Origin of the sequence: Kribbella sp. NPDC049584, from assembly GCF_040675555.1 — a bacterium.
Taxonomy (GTDB): Bacteria; Actinomycetota; Actinomycetes; order Propionibacteriales; family Kribbellaceae; genus Kribbella.
Window position 1 is genome coordinate 204,101 of the sequence record NZ_JBFAPF010000004.1, and the last position, 21,692, is coordinate 225,792.

The window sequence follows — 21,692 nt, forward strand, 5'->3', positions numbered from 1 at the left end:
TAGCCAGCCTCAGGCTGAGACGTAGGCTGATGCCATGCGCTACGACCTCGACGATCTCCGGCTCTTCACGCAGGTCGCGGCAGAGGGCTCGATCACCGCCGGTGCGCGAGCGATGCACCTCAGCCTGCCTTCGGCCAGCGCGCGGGTCAGAGCACTCGAGGCGCAGGCCGGCGTACCGCTCCTGGTCCGCGAACGTCGCGGCGTCCGGCTGACTCCCGCGGGCGCCACGCTGGCCCGGCACGCCCGCGAGGTCCTCGCCGAGACGACCAGGCTCGACAGCGCGGTCGCGTCGTACGCCGTCTCGAGGACCGCCCCGATCCGGCTCGTCGCCGGTGGTTCGGCGATGCATCAGCTCGTCCCGGTCGCCCTCGCCACCTTCCTCCGCGAGCATCCGGAGTACGACGTCACCGTGAGCGAGCGGCGTACCGTCCGCAGCGTGCGACTGCTCGCCGCCGGGGAGGCCGACCTCGGCGTGATCCTCGACGACGAACCGACCCCGCTGCGGACCGAACCGCTCGCCGACGACTCACTGGTTGTCATCGGTCAGGCCGGCGGCACCCTCGCCGGCCGCACCTCGATCGCCTACGCCGAGGTTGCCGAGCACCCGCTCGTCGGACTCGACCGCAACTCGCCGCTCACGCAATGGATGGACGAGCGCCTCGGCCCGCATGCGCCGGCCCCGCGTTACCGCACCGTCGTACCGACCCTGCACATGCTGATCACCCTCGCCACCGCCGGCGCTGGCCTGGCGATCGTCCCGCGCCGGGCCGTCGACGCGATCGCCGCGCTGGATATCTGCCCGCTGCAGGACGCCTGGTCCACCCGCGCACATCTGCTCTGCTACGCCGCTGACGCACCTGAGTCCGCCCACCTGCTCGCAAGCCACCTGCACGCGGCGGCCGGTGCCTAGGCGCGCAGGCTGCTCCTGATGCCTTCCACCAGGTAAGTCAGGCCGAGCTCGAAGACCTCGTCGGCTTGCAGATGGGGCGCGTCGTGGACCCATTCCTCCATCGCGGGATAGGCGCCGGTCGCGAACATCCGGAGCAGGTACGGCGCCGTCGCATGCTGCCACTGCCGCTGGTCGAGGCCGCTGGCGCGCTGGGCCCGGCGTTCGGCGACCTCCTTGCGGACTGCGCCGATCACGTAGACGTTCAACGCCGCAAGAGCGCCGGTGACAGTGCCGAGATCGTCGAGCCCGGTGGAACGCAGAGCGGTCAGGGACGCTTCGCCGTGGGCGAGGGTCGCCGGACCGAGATGCGGCCGGCCACCGAGCAGCTCAGCGAACCATTCGTGCCGCAGGGCTACGGACCGGATCCCCGTGGCGATCGATCGGAGGACGGCGTCCCAGGTCGCTCCGGCCGGCGCCGGAACTTCGGCGTACGCGGCATCGACCATCAGCGTGAGCAGCTCGTCCTTGGTGTCGACGTACCGGTAGAGGCGCATCGGGCCGGCGTCGAGCGCGGCGGCGACCTTTCGCAGGGACACCGCGTCCAGCCCGTCGGCGTCGGCGAGGTCGATCGCGGCACGGACGATCCGCTCGCGACTGAGCGGGCTCGGCCGGCGCCGTTCGGTCGGCTCGGGCCGCTCCCAGATCAGCTGGCTGTCGGTCACCGGCAAGACGATACACCCGTCTCGTTCGATACAGTGTATAAATCAATACACTGTATCGAGAGGAGCGCAGCATGATCGCGATCATCGGCGGCGGTCCGGGCGGTCTTACGCTCGCGCGGATCCTGCACGTCCACGGCATCGACTCCGTCGTGTTCGAGCGCGACGCGTCCGGCGACGCCCGCAGCCAGGGCAGCATGCTCGACCTGCACACCGACACCGGCCAGGCCGCCCTCCAAGCGGCCGGTCTCGAGCGGGAGTTCCTCGCGGCCGCGCGGGGCGAAGGCCAGGACCTGCGAATGCTGGACCACACCGGCACGATGCTGCTCCAGGAGGACACCCCGGACGACGCGCCGATGCTGCGCCCGGAGATCGACCGCGCCGACCTGCGGGACATCCTGCTGGCCTCACTCCCCGCGCAGACGGTCCGCTGGGGGAGCGCCTTCACCTCCGCGGAAGCACACGAGGGCGGATACCTCCTGCACTTCGCCGACGGCAGTACGGCGACCTGCGAGCTGCTCGTCGGCGCGGACGGCGCGAACTCCCGGGTCCGCCCGCTGCTCACCGACGTCGAGCCGACGTACTCCGGCAAGGTCGTGGTGCAGAGCTCGATCCACGATGCCGACCGGACCCAGCCCGAACTGGCCGAGATGGTTGGGCGCGGCAACTATTGGGCGTTCGGCCCGGACCGGATGCTGGGCGCGCAACGCAACGGCAACGGCGTGATCCAGGTCAGCGTGTCGATCCACGGTCGGTCCGATCTGGACCCGGCGGCCGCGACCGACCTTCCGGAGGAGTGGGCTCCGCAGTTCCGCTGTTTGCTGGCCGCTTGCGAGGAGCCGTTCGTCGTGCGCCCGGCGTACCTCCTGCCGATCGGTCTGACCTGGCCGCGCCGATCGGGTGTGACCCTGCTCGGGGATGCGGCGCACCTGATGCCGTCGCACGGTGAGGGCGCGAATCAGGCCATGCGGGACGCGGCCGAGCTCGCGCAGGCGATTGCCGCGCATCCGGACGACCTGGACGCCGCACTGGAGCAGTATGAGCCGGCCATGTTCGAGCGCACCGCCAAGGTCGCGGAGAGCTCGGCAGAGGTCGCAAAGATGATGTCCGGGCCTGATGCCGCGCAGAAGGTGCTCGCGTTCTTCAGCTAGCGTGCGGGTATGGACGAGGTCGGCATTCCGCTGCAGGCGTTCGGTGCGTTGCTGCACAGCCAGAACATCGGCATGGTGTGCCGGGCGCTGAACATGTACCAGGTGGCCGCGGCGTACACGCGGGTGAGCGGCGGCAACCCGCTCGAACCGATGGCCGACGAGGTCCGTGGCGTCGCGCGCGAGATCCTCGCGCAGCCGCCGGCCGCGGCGAGCGACGACCTCCGGGCCGGCTTCGATCACGTGAGCGCGTTGAACGTGCTGACCGTTCTCGCCGAGCCTGCGGACGCCGAGCTGATCGCGGCGGTACTCGAGAACACGACGAACGAGGAGATTCGCGCCGTGGCACAGCTCGCGGCGGCCAAGGCTCACACCTCGCCGGGATAGCGTGCCACTCATGCGTGCGCTCACAGTAGAAGAGGCCCGGCAACGGGCGGCAGACCTGGACCTGCGGTCGTACGAGGTCGCGTTCGACCTCACCGGCTCGGGGGACACGTTCGTCACGACCAGCCGGATCCGCTTCGGCGCCACGAGCACCACGAGTTGGGTGGACGTGAAGCCCGAGCGGCTGATCAGCGTCGTACTCAATGGGGAGTCGCTCGATGTCGGCGCGCTCGACGGCGGCCGCCTCCCGCTCCCAGGGCTGACGGCCGAGAACGAGCTCGTCGTGACTGCCGAGCTCAAGTACTCCGCGGACGGCGAGGGCCTGGTGCGGTCGGTCGACGCGGCCGACGGGCGCGTCTACACGTACGGGATGTCGTCGCTGGAGTCCGCACCACGGTACTTCCCCTGCTTCGATCAGCCCGACCTCAAGGCGCCGTACACGATGACGGTGAAGTGCCCTGAGGACTGGGTCGTCCTGGGCAACGGCGCCGCCACGCAGACTGCGGCAGGGGAGTGGGTGCTCGCCGAGACCAAGCCGCTGTCGACGTACTTCGTCACGCTCGTCGCCGGCCCGTACCACCTGATCCGCAGCGAGTACGACGGGATCCCGCTCGGACTCGCCTGCCGGCAGTCGTTGAAGGAGCATCTGGAGCGGGACGCCGAGGACCTGTTCCGCACCACCCGCGAGGCGTTCGACGAGTACCACCGGCTGTTCCGGCGGCGGTACCCGTTCGGCGAGTACTGGCAGGCGTTCGTGCCGGACTTCAACCTCGGCGCGATGGAGAACCCGGGGTGCGTGACGTTCGCGGACAGCCTGGTGTACCGCGGCCGGGCGACCGAGGCGGAACGCAGTACCCGGGCGCGGATCGTCGTGCACGAGATGGCGCACATGTGGTTCGGCGACCTGGTCACGATGAAGTGGTGGAACGACATGTGGCTGAACGAGTCGTTCGCCGAGTACATGGCGCACCGCGTGTCGGAGGACGCGACGAGCTACGCGGACAATTGGACGGACTTCGCGTTCGTGCGGAAGTGGTGGGGGTTGCAGACGGACCAGACCAGCTCGACGCACCCGGTCGCACCGGACAGCTTGAAGGATGCGCGGCAGTCGCTGGACGACTTCGACGGGATCTCGTACGCGAAGGGCGCGGCCGTTCTGAAGCAGCTGGCGAAGTACCTGGGTGACGACGTGTTCCTCAAGGGTGTGAACGCGCACCTGGAGGCGCACGAGTACGGGAACGCGGACCTGGCCGAGTTCATCGAGAAGCTGACCGAGGCAGGGGCGCGCGACCTGGATGCTTGGTCCCGCCAATGGTTGCGTACAGCGGGGTTGGACACGATCTCCGCTGAACGGACGCAGGTCGGAGTTGTGCTGCGCCGTTCGAGCCCGGACGACTCCCGCCGGCTCCACAAGCTGAGTGTCAGTGGGTACACCGCCGACGGATCGGACACCTCGGTCGACGTGGTCCTCGAGCAGGACACGGCTGAAGTTGCGTTAGGCAACGAAGCCGTTGTGGTCGTGCCGGATGCGAAGGACGACACCTGGGCGAAGATCCGGCTCGACACGATCAGCCTGGGCAATCTGCCGGCGGTGCTGCCGGCAATCGCCGACGGGACGACGCGGGCGGTGGTGTGGAACTCGGTGCGGGACTCGGTGGCGGATGCGGAGTTGGATCCGCGGCGGGCGCTGGAGATGTTCGTGGCCGCGCTTCCGGGTGAGAGCAGCGACATCGCCGTCGGCTCTCTCGTGCAGTGGCTCGAGAATCGGCTGCTCGGCCGGTATCTGGACTACGACGAGTATCACGGCGTCGCGGCCGACGCGTTGCGGGACAAGCTGGGCAGCACGGCGCCCGGGAGCAGCCTTCAGTTGGTGACGGCACGGGGGCTGATCGCGACCACGGACGACGCCGGCCTGCTGACGTCCTGGCTGGAAGGCGCCGGCAGTCCGGACGGGCTGGAGATCGACGCGGACCTCCGCTGGGCGATCGTCCTTCGGCTGGTACGGCTCGGTGCGTACGGCGCCGCGGAGATCGACGCAGAACTGTCGCGCGACCGGTCGACCGAGGGCGTCAACGAGGCCGCGCGCTGCCGGGCCGCGCTGCCCGACGGCAAGGAGGCCGCCTGGACGCGGATCATGACGGACCCGACCGTCGGCGTCAAGGAACTACTGGCCGCGGCCGAGGGATTCTGGCACCCGGCCCAGGCTGCCGTGACCGCGTCGTACGCCCGCCGGTTCTTCACCGACATCCCGCACACCGGCGAGATCCGGGCCGGCATGGTCCTCGGGCTCACCGCCCACCGGATCGCACCGCGCTTCTCCGTCGACCCGGAGCTGATCGCCCCGGCCGAGGCGCTGATCGCGGACGAGTCCGTGGTGTCCGGCATCCGCCGCCAGACCGCGGACTTCCTCGACGATCTCCGCCGCGCGGTCGAGGTACGCCGCAGGTTCAGTGGACGGTGAGGCGTTCCGCGACGGCCTTGCGGGCCTGGTGGATGCGGGCCTTCACGGTCCCGAGCGGTACGTCGAGCTCGTCGGCGATCTCGGCGTACGACAGCGCGCCGAGATCGCGCAGGACCAGCGGCTGCACGAGCTGCGGGTGGCTGGACTCGAGCGCCTCGAGGGCCTCGAGCAGGTCGAGGCGGGAGCCGGCGATCACCGACGTGGTGCGCGGGTCGACCGACTCCGGCAGCACCTCGGCGGACTGCTCGACCGAGCGGCGCTTCAGTGACCGGTAGGTCTGGCGGGCCTGGTTAGTGGCCACGACCGTCACCCAGCCGGCGAAGCTGCCGGTGCCCTTGAAGGTGTGCACCTTGTTGGCCACTTGCAGCAAGGTGTCCTGGACGGCCTCTTCGGCGTCCTCGCGGTACGGCAGGAACTTCGCTACCCGACGCTGCACCTGCGGCCGGATGGCCTGCAGGAGTTGTGGAAGCACTGTCTTGTCCCCCGACGCCGCGCGGGCCGCAAGTTCTTCCAACTCCTCGGTCATGCTCCCCCTTTTGAGCCCCGTTTGAGCTCGGTTGTGGTCGACAATAGCCCGGATGGATGTCATCGGACGGTACCGGTTACGGGACAAGATCGGCGCTGGCGCGTTCGCGACCGTGTGGCGGGGGTACGACGACGACCTGGATGTCGACGTCGCCGTCAAGGTTCTCGCGGACAACTGGGCGTCGCGCGCCGACGTGCGCGAACGCTTCCTGTCCGAGGCACGCCTGATGCGGCGGATCGCCAGTGACCGGGTCGTCCGGGTCTTCGACCTGGGCAAGCTCGACGACGGCCGCCCGTACTTCGTGATGGACTACATCGGCGGCGGCACGCTCGGGGACATACTCCGGCAAGGCCCGCTGGATGCCGTCGATGCGCTGTGGTGGGGGGCGGACCTGGCCCGTGCTGTGGCCGCGCTGCACGGCGAGGGCGTCGTACACCGCGATGTCACCCCGGCCAACCTGCTGCTCCGACCGGGTGACGAGTCCGGCGGCGGCACCCATCGGATCGTGCTCGCCGACCTGGGCCTCGCGAAACGGGCCGCGGAGGCCTCGGGACTCACCCAGGCCGTCGGCACGCCGTCGTACATGGCACCCGAGCAGGGCCGCGGCGAGGGTGGCTTCGACGAGCGGGCGGACATCTACGCGATCGGCGCGGTCACGTACGCGCTGATCACCGGACATCCGCCGTACGTCGCGGGCTCGATCGGCGAGGTGCTCAACCGCGACCCCGATCTGCCGCCGCCGAGCCTGCGCCCGGTGCTGCACGACTCGGTCGGGCCGCTCGACGACATCTTCGGACGGGCGCTGGCCTATCGCGTCGAAGACCGCTGGGAGCGGGCGGACACCCTGGCCGAGCGGCTCGAGGCGGAGGCCTACCGGCTCGAGCAGGAGGCCCCGCAGCGCGCCGAGGAGCGCACCGCGATCACCGACGAAGACCTGGACACCACTGTCGCGACGGACGCACCGGTGCGGCGACGTCGCCGGACGCGGATATGGTTCCTGCTCGCCTTGCCGGTCGTCTTCGTGGCAGCCGGTGTCGGCGGCTGGTTCCTCTTCGGCAGATAACTCCATAGAGTAGTCATATGGCTACTCTTTGCAGTCTCGTGGTGACTCTCGCCTTGCTGACTCCGACGCAACCCCTAGCCAGCTACGCCTGCCGGGCAGACACCAAATTCGGCCGGCACACCCTCTCGTTGCGCCAAGCCGTGAATGCGACCGCGCCGGCTACCGTCCGGCCGAACACGCGGTTCACCGTGGCCGTCGACCTCCAGCCGGGGACGCTCCCTAGTGAGGTCAAAGGCTTCAAACTGCAGGAGGTCCGCGACCTCGCCCTGCGCATCCCGATCCCCGCCAACACGTCCTACCTCGGCGCGAAACTGTCCGGCGGCTCAGGGCTCAACTCGACCCCGTCCGTGCAGCTGGACGGAAACACGGTCGTCGTCAAAGTAGCCGGTCCGATCCCCGGCGGGGCTACCTTCCAACTGCCGACCCTCAACGTCCGCCTCAAGTCGGGCCGAGCAGGCTCGACGATCGAGACCAAGCTCAAAGGCACCAGCTACGACGACCCCGGCCTCACCCTGCAGGCCAAGATCAAGTGGAAGTTCCTCTCCACCACAGCTCCGGTTGCCTGCTATCCCGACCCGAATCCAGCCCTCACCAGGACCCGCGTTCAGTAAACGACCGTGATCCGTTCCGCGGCCGGGTCGATCCGGACCTGGCCGCCGTACGGAAGCACGAACTGCGGATCCGTGTGCCCGATGTCCAGGCCCTTCACGACCAGGGCGGTCGGGTTGTACTCCGCGAGCGCCCGGTCGACTGCGAGGTACTGGCCGGCGACGTAGGCGAAGGACTGTTCCGGCGTCAGCTCCTGGAAGAGCGACGTGGACTTCGGACGCCCCCACAGGACCGCGTCGAAGCGCTCGAGCAGGCCGCGTTCGCCGAGGTTGCGGAGCATCCGGTAGACCGCCTCGGATGTCGGCATTTCCTCGCTGGTCTCACCGAAGAACACGCCGCCGTACGACTCGGTCGGGAGCATCCAGCGGTTGGCGGACAGCTGCCAGTCGAGGATCTCGATGCAGCCGCCCCAGAGCTTCCCGCTGACCGTCTGGGTACCGCTCCACGTCCACCCGGTGCCGGGGAACAGCGGTGGCTCGGTCTCGAGGTTCGCCGGGACTGCCCAGTCGTGGTCGACGTCGGTCCACCCCTCGGCCGGCGTCAGGTCGAACTCGCCGCCGGTGAACATTGCCGCCCGCAACGACCGCTCGGTGTCCGGGTGCAGCGCGCCGCCACGGCCGAACTGCACCATCACGCTGCCGCCGTGGAAGGCCGGCAAACCCAACGTGTGCAGGAAGTTGAGCAGGTTCGTGTTGTCGCTGTACCCGAAGAACGGCTTCGGGTTCGCCTGGAAGACGGCCGGGTCCAGGTACTTCAGTACGGTGAGCTGGTCGTCGCCGCCGATGCTCGCGAACACCGCGCGGATCGACGGATCCGACCACGCCTCGTGCAGATCGTCGGCGCGCTCCTCCGGCGTGGACTGGAGCTTCCGGGTCGTCGGATACTCGACCGGGTGCAGGCCGAAGTCGTCGCGCAGCCGCCGCAGCCCCAGCTCGTACGGCCCGGGGAAGACCTCCGGCAACCCCCGGGACGGCGAGACGATCGCGACCCGGTCACCTGGCTTCAGCAAGGATCAGACTCCGATCGGGTGCCAGACGGTCTTCAGCTCGAGGTACTGCGTAAGGCGCGACAGGCCCTGGTCCGCGGACCAGTCCTCCTCGGCGGGACGGCGTACCCGCTTGAGGTTGTCGGCCGCGGCGATCTCGAGCTCGGTCGCCTCCTCGGGATCGACGATCCCGCACAGGTCGATCGCGTTGACGTCCATGTGCGACGCCAGCCATGGGCCGACCTCGGACGCCGAACCGGTGAGGATGTTGACCACCCCACCCGGTACGTCGGAGGTCGCCATCACCTCGCCCAACGTGATCGCCGGCAGCGGCCGCTCGTACGACGAGACCGCGACGACCGTGTTACCGGAGACGATCGCCGGCGCGATCACGCTGGTCAGGCCGAGCAGGCTGGAGTCCTGCGGCGCGAGCACCGCGACCACACCGGTTGCCTCAGGCAACGAGAAGTCGAAGTACGGACCGGCGACCGGGTTGCTGGAGCCCACCACCTGGGCGAGCTTGTCGGCCCACCCGGCGTACCAGACCCAGCGGTCGATCGACGCGTCCACGACCGCCCGGGCCTTGGAGATCGACAGCCCTTCGGACGCGGCCACCTCGGCGCTGAACTGCTGGTGCCGGCCCTCCATCACCTCGGCGATCCGGTACAGCACCTGACCGCGGTTGTACGCCGTCCGCGCGTGCCAGCCGGCGAACGCCTTGCGGGCCGCGACGACCGCGTCCCGGGCATCCTTGCGGGAGGCCTGCGACGCGTTCGCCAGGAACTTGCCCTTGGCATCGGTCACGACGTACGACCGGCCGGACTCGCTGCGCGGGAAGGCGCCGCCGACGTAGAGCTTGTAAGTCTTGCGCACTTCCAGCCTCGGAGTGTCCTTAGTGGGCAAGGTAGGCCTCCAGACCATGGCGACCGCCCTCGCGGCCGTAGCCCGACTCCTTGTACCCGCCGAACGGCGAGGTCGGGTCGAAGCGGTTGAACGTGTTCGCCCAGACCACGCCGGCGCGCAGCTGGTTCGCCATCCAGAGGATCCGCGATCCCTTGTCGGTCCAGATCCCGGCGGAGAGGCCGAACGGCGTGTTGTTCGCCTTCTCGACCGCCTCCTGCGGAGTACGGAACGTCAGCACGGACAGCACCGGGCCGAAGATCTCCTCGCGGGCGATCCGGTGCGCCTGCGACACCCCGGTGAAGACGGTCGGCGGGAACCAGTAGCCGTTGGCCGGCAGCTCGCACTCCGGCGACCAGCGCTCGGCGCCCTCGTCCTCGCCGATCTGCGACAGCTCGCGGATCTTCGCCAGCTGGGCGGCGGAGTTGATCGCGCCGATGTCGGTGTTCTTGTCGAGCGGATCGCCGACGCGCAGCGTGCCCATCCGGCGCTTCAGTCGCGCGAGCACCTCGTCGTACACGCTCTCCTGGACGAGGAGCCGCGAGCCTGCGCAGCAGACGTGGCCCTGGTTGAAGAAGATGCCGTTGACGATGCCCTCGATGGTCTGGTCGATCGGCGCGTCCTCGAAGACGATGTTCGCCGCCTTGCCGCCCAGCTCGAGCGTGACCGCCTTGTGCGTACCCGCCACCGACTTGGCGATCGCCCGGCCGACCTCGGTCGAACCGGTGAACGCGACCTTGTCGACGTCCGGGTGCTCGACCAGCGCCTGCCCCGTCCGGCCGGCGCCGGTGACGATGTTCACCACGCCCGGCGGCAGATCGGCCTGCTGGCAGATCTCCGCGAACGCCAGCGCTGTCAGCGGAGTCGTCTCGGCCGGCTTCAGCACGACGGTGTTGCCGGCCGCCAGCGCCGGGGCGATCTTCCACGCCAGCATGAGCATCGGGAAGTTCCACGGGATCACCTGGCCCGCGACACCCCACGGCTGCGGGTCGTCGCCGACACCGGCGTACTCGAGCTTGTCGGCCCAGCCCGCGTAGTAGAAGAAGTGCGCGGCGACCAGCGGGATGTCGACGTCGCGGGACTCGCGGATCGGCTTGCCGTTGTCGAGCGACTCCAGCACCGCCAGCTCACGCGAGCGCTCCTGGATCAGCCGCGCGATCCGGAACAGGTACTTCGCCCGGTCCTTGCCGCTCATCGGGCCCCAGACCTTCTCGAAGGCCTTGCGGGCCGCGCGAACGGCCTTGTCCACATCGGCGGGACCGGCCTCGCTCACCTCGGCGAGCACCTCTTCGGAGGCAGGCGACACGGTCTTGAACGGCTTGCCGTCGGTCGCGTCGGTGAACTGCCCGTTGATGAACAGGCCGTACGACGACTTGATGTCGACGATGGCCCGCGACTCGGGGGCCGGTGCGTACTCGAATCTGCTCATGCCTGTCAGTCCAAGGTGAAGTAGTCGGGGCCCGGGTAGTGCCCGGTGGCCAGCTTGGTGCGTTGCATCAGCAGGTCGTTCAGCAGGCTGGAGGCGCCGAAGCGGAACAGTTCGGGGTCCAGCCAGTCCGGTCCGGCGGTCTCGTTGACCGTGACCAGGTACTTGATCGCGTCCTTGGCCGTCCGGATCCCGCCGGCCGGCTTGACGCCGATGTGCAGCCCGGTGGCCTCGTGGTAGTCGCGGACCGCCTCCAGCATCACCAGCGTCACCGGCAGCGTCGCGGCCGGGGACACCTTGCCGGTGGAGGTCTTGATGAAGTCGGCGCCGGCCAGCATCGCCAGCCAGGACGCCCGGCGGACGTTGTCGTAGGTGACCAGTTCGCCGGTCTCCAGGATCACCTTCAGGTGCGCGTCGCCGGCGGCCTCGCGGATCGCGGCGATCTCGTCGAAGACCAGGCCGTACCGCCCGGACAGGAACGCGCCGCGGTCGATCACCATGTCGACGTCGTCGGCGCCGGCCGCGACCGCGTCCTTGGTGTCCTGGACCTTGATGGCGAGGCTGGAACGTCCACTGGGGAAGGCGGTCGCGACACTCGCGACGCCGATCCCGGAGCCCTTCAGCTCGTGCTTCGCGGTGGCGACCAGATCCGGGTAGACACAGACGGCGGCGACCTGCGGAGCGGTCGGGTCTGCCGGGTCGGGCCGTTTCGCCTTCGCGCACAGGGCCCGCACCTTGCCGGGAGTGTCCTGGCCCTCCAGCGTGGTCAGGTCGATCATCGAGATCGCCAGGTCGAGTGCGTAGGCCTTGGCGGTGGTCTTGATCGACCGGGTGCCCAGGGTGGCGGCCCGGGCCTCGGCGCCGACCTGGTCGACGCCCGGCAGCCCGAGCAGGAACCGGCGCAGCCGGTCCTCGGACGAGGTCACGTCGGCCAGGCTGTCGACGCCGCTGTCGAGTGTGGTCACCTGTGGCAGTCTAGTGCTGTTCCGGACAGCCAGTTACTTTGTCCCGGTGAAGTCGAAGTCGCCCGAGAGCGAGCAGTACCTGTCTGCGTCGAACCGGATCACCGGGACCATCGTCCTGGTGATCGGGGTCCTCGGCCTGGCCGACGTGGTCCTGGAGTGGCGGACCGCCACCGGGCTGCTTGTCGGCAGCATCATCGCGATCTTCATGGTGCTCGCGTACGTCGGCCTGATGCGGCCGTCGGTGACGCTCAGCCCCGAGAATCTACTGCTGCGTAACCACCTGCGGGATCACCTGATCCCGTGGTCGAAGGTGACCGGCGTCGATGTGACCGACACCCTCCGGGTGCACACCGAGACGAACCGTTTCCGCGCGCCCGGCGTCCAACTGGTCATGCGCGACCTTCGCAAGCAGCGTGTCGGCGGCCGGAAGCTGGCGGCGGACAACTCCCTGTCCAAGGCCGACTTCGTGGTCAACCGGATCGAGACCCTCCAGGGCCAGTACTCCGAGCAGTCGCGAGGTGAGGTGATCACCAGCTGGGCCAGGCCCGAGCTGATCGCGATCGGAGTCCTCGCCGTCGTCGCGATCGTGGCCGCGCTGGCCCGCTGACCGTGCTCAGTCGCCGCGTCCTTCTCCGCACGGGGGTCGCGGCAGGTGTGGTCGGAGTCGCCGGGGTAGCGGCTCTCGAGACCGGCGCGATTCCCGGCCGGGCGCGGCTGCACGACGCTCTCGGCCTCACCGGCCCGGACGGCGTCGTACCCGATGTGCCTGCCGGTCCGGTGATATCGGGCAGCTTCCACTCCTTCGGCCGCCGTACCGAGGTGGGCTACAGCGTCATCTACCCGGACGGGTACGACGCCTCGGAGGCCCTGCCTGTCGTACTCGTCCTGCACGGTCGTGGGGGCGACCACACATCGGCGATCAACGACCTCGGCATCGACCGCTACCTGACCGCGACGGTCCGGGCGGGTACGCCGGCCTTCGCGCTCGCGACCGTCGACGGCGGCCCGAACAGCTACTGGCATCGACGGGCCGACGGCGACGATCCCGGCTTCATGCTGGACCAGGAATTCCTTCCCCGGTTGGCCGATCGCGGTCTGCGCACCGGTCGGTACGGCGTTCTCGGCTGGTCGATGGGCGGGTACGGAGCCCTGCTCTGGGTGGCCTTGCAGTACTGGCAGCGACGGGTCCGGCCGGGTTCGCGAGCGGTCGCGGTCGGAGCCCTCAGCCCGGCGCTCTTCCGCGAGTACGACGAAGTACAGCCCGGGGCGTTCGACGGGCCCGAGGACTTCGACCAGAGCCAGGTGTTCGGCCGGCCGGTCGGCTTCCGCGATGTTGCTGTCCGCATCGACTGCGGCCGGGACGACCCGTTCGCGCCGGCCGCGCACGAGCTGCGCGAGCAACTGCACGCGGCCGGCGGACAGCAGGCCGGCGCCCACACCCCCGGTTACTGGCGGCGTATGCTCCCTGACCAGTTGCGATTCCTGGGCGGAAAGCTGGGGCAGTGAGGGGAACTGTGGCGCGAATCGCCGCGTCAGAGCCCGTGTTCAAGCTCGGGTGAACCCCTGTGCACCTCAGGATTGGTCCGACAGGTCCCTAGACACATCGAGAGTGGAGCTCATGGTCAACCTCTCCCGCATCACCCTGCGCGGCGTGGCCACGGTCGGTGCCCTGGCCGGCTTCGCCGCGCTGGCGCTGCCCAACGCCCAGGCGGCGCAGACCTCCAGCACGACGACGACTGCCGCAACGCAGGCCGCCGACACCAAGCCGATCGAGATCGGCACCGGTCTGGTGGCCGGCCCGCCGCCGGCTGGAGACGGACTCACCACGAAGTCGTCGCTGACGAACGTCGTGCGTTACAACAAGCTGTACAAGACCGGCGCGATCCCCACGTCGAAGTGCAAGGAGCTCAACGTCTCGCTGCGCACGTTCGCGGGAGTCGTCGCATACGAGAACAACCTGTACAAGTGCCTCTACGGCTCCTGGGCCCTGCCGCTGAAGCAGGCCGGCGCGGCGTACAAGGTCGCTCCGAAGCTGGTTGTCCACAACTCGAGCGCGGTCAACTCGAAGTGTGGCGTGGTCACTGGTGGTACCGCGTTCTTCTGCGGTGTCGACAACGGCTACATCTACGTCCCGGCGTACGTGATCATGAACTACTGGGCGCAGAGCCCGACGATGGCACGGGCGTACGCGACCTTCACGCTGTCGCACGAGTACGGTCACCACGTCCAGTGGCTGACCGGCATCCTGAACGCGTCCTGGGCGCGCCAGCGGGCCTTCAGCACCTACGCCGCGCAGCTCGAGGAGAGCCGCCGTCGTGAGCTGCAGGCGTCCTGCCTGGGCGGTGCCGTGGACGGCGCGAACAAGCGCAACTACCCGTTCAGCGGTGGCTTCATGACCCAGTACAACTGGGTGATCAGCAACAGCGGCGACCAGCCGGGCGGCGTGCGGGACCACGGTTCGATCAAGAACCACGCCTTCTGGGTGACCGCCGGCTTCAACGCGCGGCACAGCTACACGGTCGCGGGCAACTGCAACACCTTCAACGCGAGCTCGGCGTACGTCGCCTGATCTCGCCGCGATTCTCCGACGTAACTCAGCCGCCTGGTACGCGTTGCCGTACCGGGCGGCTGTTGCGTTTTGGCGACACCCGCACGATCTGCGATCGTGTGGTTACTTGTTTCGGGTGCGGACGCCCTAGAGTTTCTGAGTCGAGCCTCGAACGGCAGGAGTCAAGGACAGTGAACTACGACGAGTTCAACACCGAGTACGCCAAGGTGCTGGACAAGATCAAGAGCGGTCGTTCCACCTGGTCGGAGCTGTCCGGGCACGTCACCCGGCTCCGGCAGGCGACGACCGGCATCACCTCGCCGGTGGAGCGCACCCAGGTCGACCATGACCTCGCGGCGCTGAGCCAGATGGTGGACATGTCGCGGCGGACCAACGACAAGGAAGACGTCTGGACGGTCACGTCCGACGCGATCCGCAAGGCCAGCAGCCAGGAGGGTTCGGTCGCCGACCGGATCGCCCGGATCGAGGCCAGCATCAACGAGATCACCGCCCTCGCCAACCGCAACCCGGACGAGCGGGACGCGCTGATGCAGTCCACCAGCACGCTCCGCATCCTGCACTCGTCGCTGCAGAGCTCCCTGCGCACCGAGGAAGCCGAAGCCGCCGCAGCCGCACGCTGACGCCGGGGAGCCACCCGCCAGGTGCTCCCCAGGCGCTAGATCCCCAGCGCGGTCGACAGGGTCTGCTTGATGCCGGACAGGTTCTCGCCTGCCCGGCGCCGAGCATCAGCGACATCCGTGCTGACCGGCACGACCACTTCCAGGTAGCACTTGAGCTTCGGCTCCGTGCCGGACGGCCGGACGACGACGCGGGCCCCGTCGGACAGCGTGTACCGCAGGCCGTCCGTCGGGGGCAGTGATTCGGACCCCTGGCTCAGGTCGTCGATCCGTTCGACGGTGTAGTCGCCCAGGGTCGTGGGCGGCGTGGCGCGAAGCCCTTCCATTGCCTGAGCGATCAGCGACAGGTCGTCGACCCGTACCGACAGCTGGTCGGTCGCATGCAGGCCGTGCTTGACCGCGAGGTCGTCCAGCAGATCCTGCAACGTCCGCCCCGCGGCCTTCGCCTGCGCGGCCAGCTGCAGTACGCGGACCAGCGTCGAGACGCCGTCCTTGTCCTTCACGGCCGACGGATCGACGCAGTACCCGAGCGCCTCCTCGTATCCGAAGACCAGGTCCGGCACCCGCCCGATCCACTTGAACCCGGTCAGCGTCTCGACGTACCGGACGCCGTACGACGCGGCGATCTTTCCGAGCAGCGACGACGACACGATCGAGCACGCGGCGACGCCGTCCGGCCGGGGCGCCAGCAGGAACTCGCCGAGCAGCGCGCCGAGCTCGTCACCGCGCAGCATCCGCCAGCCGGCTGCGACTGACCCGTCCGGGATCGCTACCGCGCACCGGTCCGCGTCCGGGTCGTTCGCGACCGCGATGTCCGCACCGATCGAACGGGCCAGCTCCAGCGCCGCGTCGATCGCGCCCGGCTCCTCCGGGTTCGGGAACGAGACGGTCGGGAAGTCGGGGTCCGGGTCGGCCTGGGACGCCACCACCTGCGGTACGGCGAACCCCGCGCGGGCGACTGCCGCCTCGACGAGGGTCCGTCCGACGCCGTGCAGCGGCGTGTAGGCGACGTTCAGCTCGCGCGGCGCATCCGCCGGCACCAGGTCGGCAATGCGGTCCAGGTACGCGTTCAGGAGGTCGTCGCCGGTGGTCTGCCAGTCGTCGCCGCGCGGCACCTCGGCCAGCGGGCCGACCGCGGCGATGGCGGCCGCGATCTCCGCGTCGGCAGGCGGCACGATCTGCGAGCCGTCGCCCAGATAGACCTTGTAGCCGTTGTCCTGCGGCGGGTTGTGCGACGCGGTCACGACCACGCCCGCCACCGCGTGCAGGTGGTTGATGCCGAAGGCGATCACCGGGGTCGGCGTCGGGCGGTCCAGCAGTACGGCGGCCAGCCCGGCGCCGCGGATCACGGCGGCGGTGTCCCGCGCGAACACGTCCGACTTGTGGCGCGCGTCGTACCCGATCAGGACCGGTCCGTCGGTGAGCCCCTTGGCCTTCAGGTACGCCGCGAGTCCGGCGGCGGCGCGGATCACCACGACCCGGTTCATCCGGTTCGGTCCGGCGCCGACGGCTCCGCGCAGACCCGCCGTACCGAACTCGAGCGTGCCGGCGAAGCGGTCGGCCAGCTCGGTTGTGTCCCCGGCATCCAGCAGCGCCTGCAACTCGGCGCGGGTGTCCGGGTCGGGGTCTTCGCTCAGCCAGGCCTCTGCGGCAGCCTTCAAATCTACGGTCACATGGCGAACTCTAATGACCCGACGACTGGCAGGGGCGCGAACGCAGGTCGGCCACGTAGTCGTCCGGGGCGCCGGCGGCCTCGGCGGCCTCGGCGAGGATGCCCAGGTAGCGGGCGGAGGGCAGGCCGCCCTCGTAGGCGTTCAGCACGTACATCCAGGCCAGCTGCTCGCCGTCCAGGGTCTGCACCCGGACCTGGATCTTGCTGTAGACGTCCTGGTCGATCCACTCCCACTCGTCCAGGCGCTCGACGTCCTTGGGATGGACGTCGTACAGCGCGACGAAGACCTGGTTGGCCGGGTCGGACGGGTCCTCGACGACGGTGGCCATCGAGCCCTCCCAGCCGAGCTCCTCGCCGCCGAAGGTGAGGCGCCAGCCGTGCAGCCACCCGGTCCCGCGCAGTGGGGAGTACGGGCACCGCTCGGCCATCAGGTTCGGGTCCAGATTCGACGCAAACGCGGCGTACAGGGTCACGGAAAAAGAGGATACGGAACAATGGCCTCTTGTGGCGCGAGTTGTGATCATCGGTGGCGGTCCTGGCGGGTACGAAGCGGCGAGTGCGGCCGCCCAACTCGGCGGGGAGGTGACGGTCGTCGATTCCGACGGAATCGGCGGTTCCGGCGTGCGTACTGACGCCGTTCCGAGCAAGACCTTGATCGCCACCGCGGAGGTGATGACCGAGGTCGAGGAGGCCGGCGAGCTGGGAGTGCGGCTCGACGACGGCGACGACAATCCGGCGAACTCCGTGCGTGTCGATCTCTCCGTCGTCAACAAACGGGTCAAGGCGCTGGCGGCCGCCCAGTCCGAGGGGATCCAGCGCCGCCTGGACTCCGACAAGGTGCGCGTCATCAAGGGCCGGGGCCGGCTCGACGGGCCGGAGACGGTGGTCGTCGGCGACGAGCGGCTGGACGCCGATGTGATCCTGATCGCTACCGGGGCAAGGCCGCGCATCCTCACGGGCTCCGAGCCCGACGGCGAGCGGATCCTCACCTGGGAGCAGGTCTACGAGCTCCAGGAGCTGCCCGAGCGGCTGATCGTGGTCGGGTCCGGCGTCACGGGTGCGGAGTTCGCCAGCGCGTACGACGCACTCGGCAGCGACGTCGTCCTGGTGTCGTCCCGGGACCGGGTGCTCCCGGGCGAGGACGCGGACGCGGCCGCGGTGCTGGAGGACGTGTTCAAGCGGCGCGGGCTGACGGTCCTGAGCAAGTCGCGGGCCGAGTCGGTGAAACGGCAGGGCGACGGGGTCGTGGTGACGCTGACCGACGGCCGGAAGGTCGAGGGTTCGCACGCGCTGCTCGCGGTCGGATCGCTGCCGAACACCGACGACATGAATCTGGTCGAGTCGGGCGTGTCGCTGACCGACGGCGGGTTCGTGAAGGTCGACCGGGTCTCGCGGACCACCGCCCGCGGGGTCTACGCGGCCGGCGACTGCACCGGCGTACTCATGCTGGCCTCGGTGGCCTCGATGCAGGGCCGGATCGCGATGGCCCACGCCCTCGGCGACGCCGTGGCGCCGTTGGACCAGTCAACGGTCTCCGCGAACGTCTTCACCGCGCCCGAGATCGCCACTGTGGGTCTGTCCCAGGCGGTCGTGGACGCCGGCGGCAGCACCGCGATGGTCGTGAAGGTCGCGCTGGCCGACAACGCCCGCGCCAAGATGCAGGGCGTCCGCGATGGTTTCGTCAAACTCTTCTGCCTCCCGAACACCGGCATCGTCGTCGGCGGCGTCGTCGTAGCCCCCCGAGCCAGCGAACTCATCCACCCCATCTCGCTGGCCGTAGCGGCCCGCCTCACCGTCGACCAGGTAGCCCAGTCCTTCACCGTCTACCCCTCGATCTCCGGCTCGATCGCCGAAGCCGCCCGCCGCCTCCACCTGAGGAACTGAGCGACAAACAAAGAAGAAACGCCCAGCAAGGGGCGGAGGACGCAACTTCGGTGGCGAAGGGTGCATCGGGTGTGGTGTGAACAACTTCCTGCTGAAACGAGCCTCCGCCGTCGCCGTGACTTCCGCCGTGCTGCTGGGTGGTCTGGGGGCCTCCTCGGGCAGTACCGCGATCGCCGCTCCCACGACTGCCACCGCAGCCTGCAGCATGTCGGTCGGGTCGATCACGGCCGGCGGGGACATCGCCAACACGAGCGTCACCGCGTTGTCGCCGATCAAGTCGTCGCGCGGGGTCGGCCCGCACCTGTTCGCGCCGGGGCTCGCGAAGATCGCGTCGACCTGGACCACCACCGTCGGTGTCGCGGGCGAGGACACGACGTACGGCCAGGTCGTTGTGAACGGCACGCTGTACTACGGCGAGTACGGGCACGACTCGACCGGTAAGCCGACCAGCAGCCTGAGGTCGCTCGGCGTCGGGTACCAGGGGTACAAGGCGATCGAGTCGTCGTTCTACTGGGGCAAGACCGTGCGCGGGTCGGACTACCGGCTGCGGGGAGACGGGGTGCTGTACCGGTACGGGCCGAACAAGCAGGTCACGCGATACGCCGGCTACTCCGCCGTCAAAACGATGGCGTTAATCAGCGAGACGCAGACCTACGACACGTTCCTGGCGCTCACCGACGGCGGCGCGCTGTACACCGTCCACATTCCGACGAGCACAGCGGCGCCGACCGTCAAGAAGGTCCGCACGTCGACCTGGCAGAGCTTCGACTTCCTGGTCGCGGAGAAGTGCGGCACCCAGAGCACGTTGCTCACGGCAATCGACAAGGACTCCGGCTCGGCCTACTTGTACGCCGTTGGCCACGCCAACGGTGCTTCGACGGTCATCCAGGGACTGGGCAAGGTCCCCGGCACCTTCAAGGACCCCGTCTACTACCTGCACACGGCCGAGGGCACCGCGCCCCTGTTCGGAGAGTGACGCGATGAGTCTGAAGCGGGCATCCGCAGTCGCGGCTTCCGCCGTACTGCTGGGGTCCTTGGCAACTGTTCCGGCCACGACGGCGGGCGCGTCCGCGACCGCCGCCTGCACGATGGGCGTCGGCTCGATCACCTCGGGCGGCAACTTCGCCGATGCCGCCGTCACGGCGTCGGCGCCGCCTGCGGCCAAGCAGAGCACCGGACCGCACGTCTTCACCGCGGGGATCACGAAGGCGAGCTCGACCTGGACGAACAGCGGAGCCGGTCCGGATGGCACGGCGGCGTCGACCGCACTCGTCGTTCTGAACGACTCGATGTACCAGGCCACCTACACGACCGGCTCGACCGAGCCGCCGCTCCGGCTGGACAAGGTCGGGTCCGGCTGGGGCAACTTCACCATGGTCGAGCAGTCCTTCTGGCAGAAGGCGCCTGGTTCCGGCGACAACTTCCTCGCCTGGTACGGCCTGCTCGGCGGGACCGGCGTGCTGCACCGCTGGGCCGGCGGCCCGGACGGCGTCTACCGCCACGAGACCGCGAGCGGTTTCGCGGCGGTCAAGGCGATGGCGCTGATCAGCGAGACGCAGACCTACGACACCTTTCTCGCGAACACGCGCGGCGGTGCCCTGTACACGATCCGGATCCCGCGGACCGCGCCGCTGAAGCCGATCGTCAGGCCGATCCGGACCTCCACCTGGCAGGGCTTCGAGGCGCTGGTCGCCGAGAAGTGCGGGAACCAGAGCACGCTGCTCACCGCGATCGACAAGGACACGGGATCGGCGTACCTGTACGCGGTTGGTCACACCAACGGCACGGCCACCGTGATCAAGGGCCTCGGCAAACTGCCGGGCACTTACAAGGATCCCGTCTACTTCCTCGACACCGCTGAGGGCAACCCGCCTCTCAACGGCGACTGAGATCGACAGAGCCCCGGTGACCTGGTCACCGGGGCTGTTGTCACGTTCTAGAAGTCGCCGCCGAAGTCTCCGCCGCCGAAGTCGAAGCCGCCGCCGTCTCCGCCGCCGTCGAAGGGGTTGAAGTCGCCCCCGCCGTCGCCGCCTCCGCCGTCGCCACCATCTCCGCCGCCGTCGCCGTAGTCACCGCCGTCGGCCTGGCCGTCCGCGTAACCGGCTCCGTAGTCGCCGTACCCGCCGCCGGCGAACATGCCGCCCAGCGCGGTGCCGATGAACATGCCGGTCAGCACACCGCCGACGCCGCCGAACAGACCCTGCGCGTACGGCGAGTAGGCCGGTCCGGCCTCCCAGTACGGCACGCGCTGCGGGCCGACCATGACCTTGCGGACGTCCGGCTCGGCGCCGGCGCGGACCCGCTCGGCGTCGGCCGCACAGGCCGGCACCTCACGCGGCGCGCCACCGGGCGGCGACCACATCACGTCGACCACGGACGGGCCGTGCTGCGGGTTGAAGAAGCACGCCGGCCGCCTCTGCGGCAGCGGCTGGCCGTTGACGCGGGCCTTCACGCAGGCCGCGGCGTACCGGCCGTCCTCGAGGATCTCGACCACGTGCTTGATCTGATCCGCCTGGGTGACCTGGCCGATCGCCTGCTTGGCGGACTCGTACGAGTCAAGGGCGCGCTGGTAGTCCTGGCGGGCACCGTCGCCGAGGTCCTTGCCGACCATTTCCAGGTCGAGGTCCTGCAGCTCCTCGCCGAAGCGAGTGATGTCTTCGTCGGCGGTGCGCTTCACCGACTCCAGCTCGGCGGCCGTGATCTCGTGCTGCTGCTGCTTCTGCAGCTGGGTCCGACGATACGAGCGGTACGCCAGAACCGCGATCACCACGACAGCGATGATCAGGATGAAGTCCATGTCGGGCCTCTCTCGGGGGCTTTACGCAGAGCCTATCGAATCCCTCAAGACGCCGACGCCACGCAGGGTGACGCAATC

Annotated in this window: 22 protein-coding genes; 13 read left to right on the forward strand and 9 right to left on the reverse strand. The window is 69.3% G+C overall.

The window, feature by feature from the left end:
* The first annotated feature begins 34 nt into the window (after nt 1-34).
* Nucleotides 35-910 carry a LysR family transcriptional regulator gene (locus AB0J62_RS17220; RefSeq protein WP_363871070.1) on the forward strand — a complete coding sequence of 292 codons (876 nt, stop codon included), beginning with the start codon at nt 35-37 and terminating at the stop codon, nt 908-910.
* Here AB0J62_RS17220 and AB0J62_RS17225 read toward each other — a convergent pair.
* Nucleotides 907-1,611, reverse strand: a complete 705-nt coding sequence (locus tag AB0J62_RS17225) for a TetR/AcrR family transcriptional regulator (protein WP_363871073.1) — start codon at nt 1,609-1,611, stop codon at nt 907-909. The two genes, AB0J62_RS17220 and AB0J62_RS17225, sit on opposite strands and share 4 nt — an antisense overlap.
* 71 nt (nt 1,612-1,682) lie before the next feature.
* Here AB0J62_RS17225 and AB0J62_RS17230 point away from each other — a divergent pair, with 71 nt between their 5' ends.
* From AB0J62_RS17230 to pepN, 3 genes are read left to right on the forward strand one after another with little or no spacing between them, the layout of a single operon-like run.
* Nucleotides 1,683-2,759, forward strand: coding sequence for an NAD(P)/FAD-dependent oxidoreductase (locus AB0J62_RS17230; protein WP_363871076.1), 1,077 nt, complete (start codon nt 1,683-1,685; stop codon nt 2,757-2,759).
* A 9-nt stretch (nt 2,760-2,768) separates the two neighbouring features.
* On the forward strand, nt 2,769-3,143 hold the full coding sequence (locus AB0J62_RS17235; protein WP_363871079.1) for a hypothetical protein: 375 nt from the start codon (nt 2,769-2,771) through the stop codon (nt 3,141-3,143).
* Nucleotides 3,144-3,153: 10 nt separating this feature from the next.
* Nucleotides 3,154-5,601 carry an aminopeptidase N gene (gene pepN, locus AB0J62_RS17240; protein ID WP_363871082.1) on the forward strand — a complete coding sequence of 816 codons (2,448 nt, stop codon included), beginning with the start codon at nt 3,154-3,156 and terminating at the stop codon, nt 5,599-5,601.
* Here the strand turns inward: pepN and AB0J62_RS17245 are convergent.
* The gene (locus AB0J62_RS17245) at nt 5,588-6,127 is read right to left on the reverse strand and encodes an RNA polymerase sigma factor (protein ID WP_363871085.1); all 540 of its coding nucleotides are present in this window, start codon (nt 6,125-6,127) and stop codon (nt 5,588-5,590) included. The genes pepN and AB0J62_RS17245 overlap by 14 nt on opposite strands.
* 52 nt (nt 6,128-6,179) lie before the next feature.
* On the opposite strand from AB0J62_RS17245, the gene AB0J62_RS17250 reads away from it, so the two are divergent.
* A complete protein-coding gene (locus AB0J62_RS17250; RefSeq protein ID WP_363871088.1) occupies nt 6,180-7,190 on the forward strand; it encodes a serine/threonine-protein kinase in 1,011 nt (336 codons plus the stop codon).
* A gap of 17 nt (nt 7,191-7,207) precedes the next feature.
* Nucleotides 7,208-7,801, forward strand: a complete 594-nt coding sequence (locus tag AB0J62_RS17255) for a hypothetical protein (RefSeq protein ID WP_363871091.1) — start codon at nt 7,208-7,210, stop codon at nt 7,799-7,801.
* Here AB0J62_RS17255 and AB0J62_RS17260 read toward each other — a convergent pair.
* Genes AB0J62_RS17260 through deoC form a run of 4 tightly spaced genes read right to left on the reverse strand, consistent with a single transcriptional unit; the run spans nt 7,795 to nt 12,075 of the window.
* Nucleotides 7,795-8,808, reverse strand: coding sequence for a S66 peptidase family protein (locus tag AB0J62_RS17260; RefSeq protein WP_363871094.1), 1,014 nt, complete (start codon nt 8,806-8,808; stop codon nt 7,795-7,797). The two genes, AB0J62_RS17255 and AB0J62_RS17260, sit on opposite strands and share 7 nt — an antisense overlap.
* A 3-nt stretch (nt 8,809-8,811) precedes the next feature.
* The gene (locus tag AB0J62_RS17265) at nt 8,812-9,657 is read right to left on the reverse strand and encodes an aldehyde dehydrogenase family protein (protein WP_363871097.1); all 846 of its coding nucleotides are present in this window, start codon (nt 9,655-9,657) and stop codon (nt 8,812-8,814) included.
* 19 nt (nt 9,658-9,676) lie between these two features.
* Nucleotides 9,677-11,113 (reverse strand): aldehyde dehydrogenase family protein, encoded by a 1,437-nt coding sequence (locus tag AB0J62_RS17270; protein ID WP_134105296.1) that lies wholly within the window; start codon nt 11,111-11,113, stop codon nt 9,677-9,679.
* Nucleotides 11,114-11,118: 5 nt separating this feature from the next.
* Nucleotides 11,119-12,075, reverse strand: a complete 957-nt coding sequence (gene deoC / locus AB0J62_RS17275) for a deoxyribose-phosphate aldolase (RefSeq protein ID WP_363871102.1) — start codon at nt 12,073-12,075, stop codon at nt 11,119-11,121.
* Between the two features lie 46 nt (nt 12,076-12,121).
* On the opposite strand from deoC, the gene AB0J62_RS17280 reads away from it, so the two are divergent.
* The 4 genes from AB0J62_RS17280 to AB0J62_RS17295 all read left to right on the forward strand — a co-directional run bounded on the left by AB0J62_RS17280 (nt 12,122) and on the right by AB0J62_RS17295 (nt 15,264).
* On the forward strand, nt 12,122-12,682 hold the full coding sequence (locus AB0J62_RS17280; protein WP_363871105.1) for a PH domain-containing protein: 561 nt from the start codon (nt 12,122-12,124) through the stop codon (nt 12,680-12,682).
* A 47-nt stretch (nt 12,683-12,729) separates the two neighbouring features.
* The gene (locus tag AB0J62_RS17285; protein WP_363871108.1) at nt 12,730-13,581 is read left to right on the forward strand and encodes an alpha/beta hydrolase-fold protein; all 852 of its coding nucleotides are present in this window, start codon (nt 12,730-12,732) and stop codon (nt 13,579-13,581) included.
* 112 nt (nt 13,582-13,693) lie between these two features.
* Nucleotides 13,694-14,644, forward strand: a complete 951-nt coding sequence (locus AB0J62_RS17290) for a neutral zinc metallopeptidase (protein ID WP_363871111.1) — start codon at nt 13,694-13,696, stop codon at nt 14,642-14,644.
* Nucleotides 14,645-14,814: 170 nt separating this feature from the next.
* The gene (locus AB0J62_RS17295) at nt 14,815-15,264 is read left to right on the forward strand and encodes a hypothetical protein (protein ID WP_134105292.1); all 450 of its coding nucleotides are present in this window, start codon (nt 14,815-14,817) and stop codon (nt 15,262-15,264) included.
* A 35-nt stretch (nt 15,265-15,299) separates the two neighbouring features.
* On the opposite strand, the gene AB0J62_RS17300 is transcribed toward AB0J62_RS17295, so the two are convergent.
* Nucleotides 15,300-16,934, reverse strand: a complete 1,635-nt coding sequence (locus AB0J62_RS17300) for a phospho-sugar mutase (protein WP_363871116.1) — start codon at nt 16,932-16,934, stop codon at nt 15,300-15,302.
* A gap of 10 nt (nt 16,935-16,944) precedes the next feature.
* Nucleotides 16,945-17,406, reverse strand: coding sequence for a gamma-glutamylcyclotransferase (locus tag AB0J62_RS17305; protein WP_363871119.1), 462 nt, complete (start codon nt 17,404-17,406; stop codon nt 16,945-16,947).
* Between the two features lie 31 nt (nt 17,407-17,437).
* Between AB0J62_RS17305 and AB0J62_RS17310 the strand changes: the two genes are divergently transcribed.
* The 3 genes from AB0J62_RS17310 (at nt 17,438) to AB0J62_RS17320 (ending at nt 20,706) form a co-directional block, all read left to right on the forward strand.
* Nucleotides 17,438-18,817: an NAD(P)H-quinone dehydrogenase gene (locus AB0J62_RS17310; RefSeq protein ID WP_363871122.1), complete on the forward strand. Its 1,380-nt coding sequence runs from the start codon at nt 17,438-17,440 to the stop codon at nt 18,815-18,817.
* Between the two features lie 76 nt (nt 18,818-18,893).
* Complete coding sequence (locus tag AB0J62_RS17315) at nt 18,894-19,793, forward strand: hypothetical protein (protein ID WP_363871125.1); 900 nt, start codon at nt 18,894-18,896, stop codon at nt 19,791-19,793.
* Between the two features lie 4 nt (nt 19,794-19,797).
* A complete protein-coding gene (locus AB0J62_RS17320; protein WP_363871128.1) occupies nt 19,798-20,706 on the forward strand; it encodes a hypothetical protein in 909 nt (302 codons plus the stop codon).
* Between the two features lie 47 nt (nt 20,707-20,753).
* On the opposite strand, the gene AB0J62_RS17325 is transcribed toward AB0J62_RS17320, so the two are convergent.
* Nucleotides 20,754-21,614 carry a hypothetical protein gene (locus AB0J62_RS17325; RefSeq protein ID WP_363871131.1) on the reverse strand — a complete coding sequence of 287 codons (861 nt, stop codon included), beginning with the start codon at nt 21,612-21,614 and terminating at the stop codon, nt 20,754-20,756.
* Nucleotides 21,615-21,692 lie beyond the last annotated feature (78 nt).

Excerpts from the sequence above, each read along its gene's own strand:
- AB0J62_RS17220 (WP_363871070.1), top strand. The coding sequence starts at position 35 with ATGCGCTACGACCTCGACGATCTCCGGCTCTTCACGCAGGTCGCGGCA.
- AB0J62_RS17230 (WP_363871076.1), top strand. The coding sequence starts at position 1,683 with ATGATCGCGATCATCGGCGGCGGTCCGGGCGGTCTTACGCTCGCGCGG.
- AB0J62_RS17235 (WP_363871079.1), top strand. The coding sequence starts at position 2,769 with ATGGACGAGGTCGGCATTCCGCTGCAGGCGTTCGGTGCGTTGCTGCAC.
- pepN (WP_363871082.1), top strand. The coding sequence starts at position 3,154 with ATGCGTGCGCTCACAGTAGAAGAGGCCCGGCAACGGGCGGCAGACCTG.
- AB0J62_RS17245 (WP_363871085.1), bottom strand. The coding sequence starts at position 6,127 with ATGACCGAGGAGTTGGAAGAACTTGCGGCCCGCGCGGCGTCGGGGGAC.
- AB0J62_RS17250 (WP_363871088.1), top strand. The coding sequence starts at position 6,180 with ATGGATGTCATCGGACGGTACCGGTTACGGGACAAGATCGGCGCTGGC.
- AB0J62_RS17255 (WP_363871091.1), top strand. The coding sequence starts at position 7,208 with ATGGCTACTCTTTGCAGTCTCGTGGTGACTCTCGCCTTGCTGACTCCG.
- AB0J62_RS17270 (WP_134105296.1), bottom strand. The coding sequence starts at position 11,113 with ATGAGCAGATTCGAGTACGCACCGGCCCCCGAGTCGCGGGCCATCGTC.
- AB0J62_RS17290 (WP_363871111.1), top strand. The coding sequence starts at position 13,694 with ATGGTCAACCTCTCCCGCATCACCCTGCGCGGCGTGGCCACGGTCGGT.
- AB0J62_RS17320 (WP_363871128.1), top strand. The coding sequence starts at position 19,798 with ATGAGTCTGAAGCGGGCATCCGCAGTCGCGGCTTCCGCCGTACTGCTG.
- AB0J62_RS17325 (WP_363871131.1), bottom strand. The coding sequence starts at position 21,614 with ATGGACTTCATCCTGATCATCGCTGTCGTGGTGATCGCGGTTCTGGCG.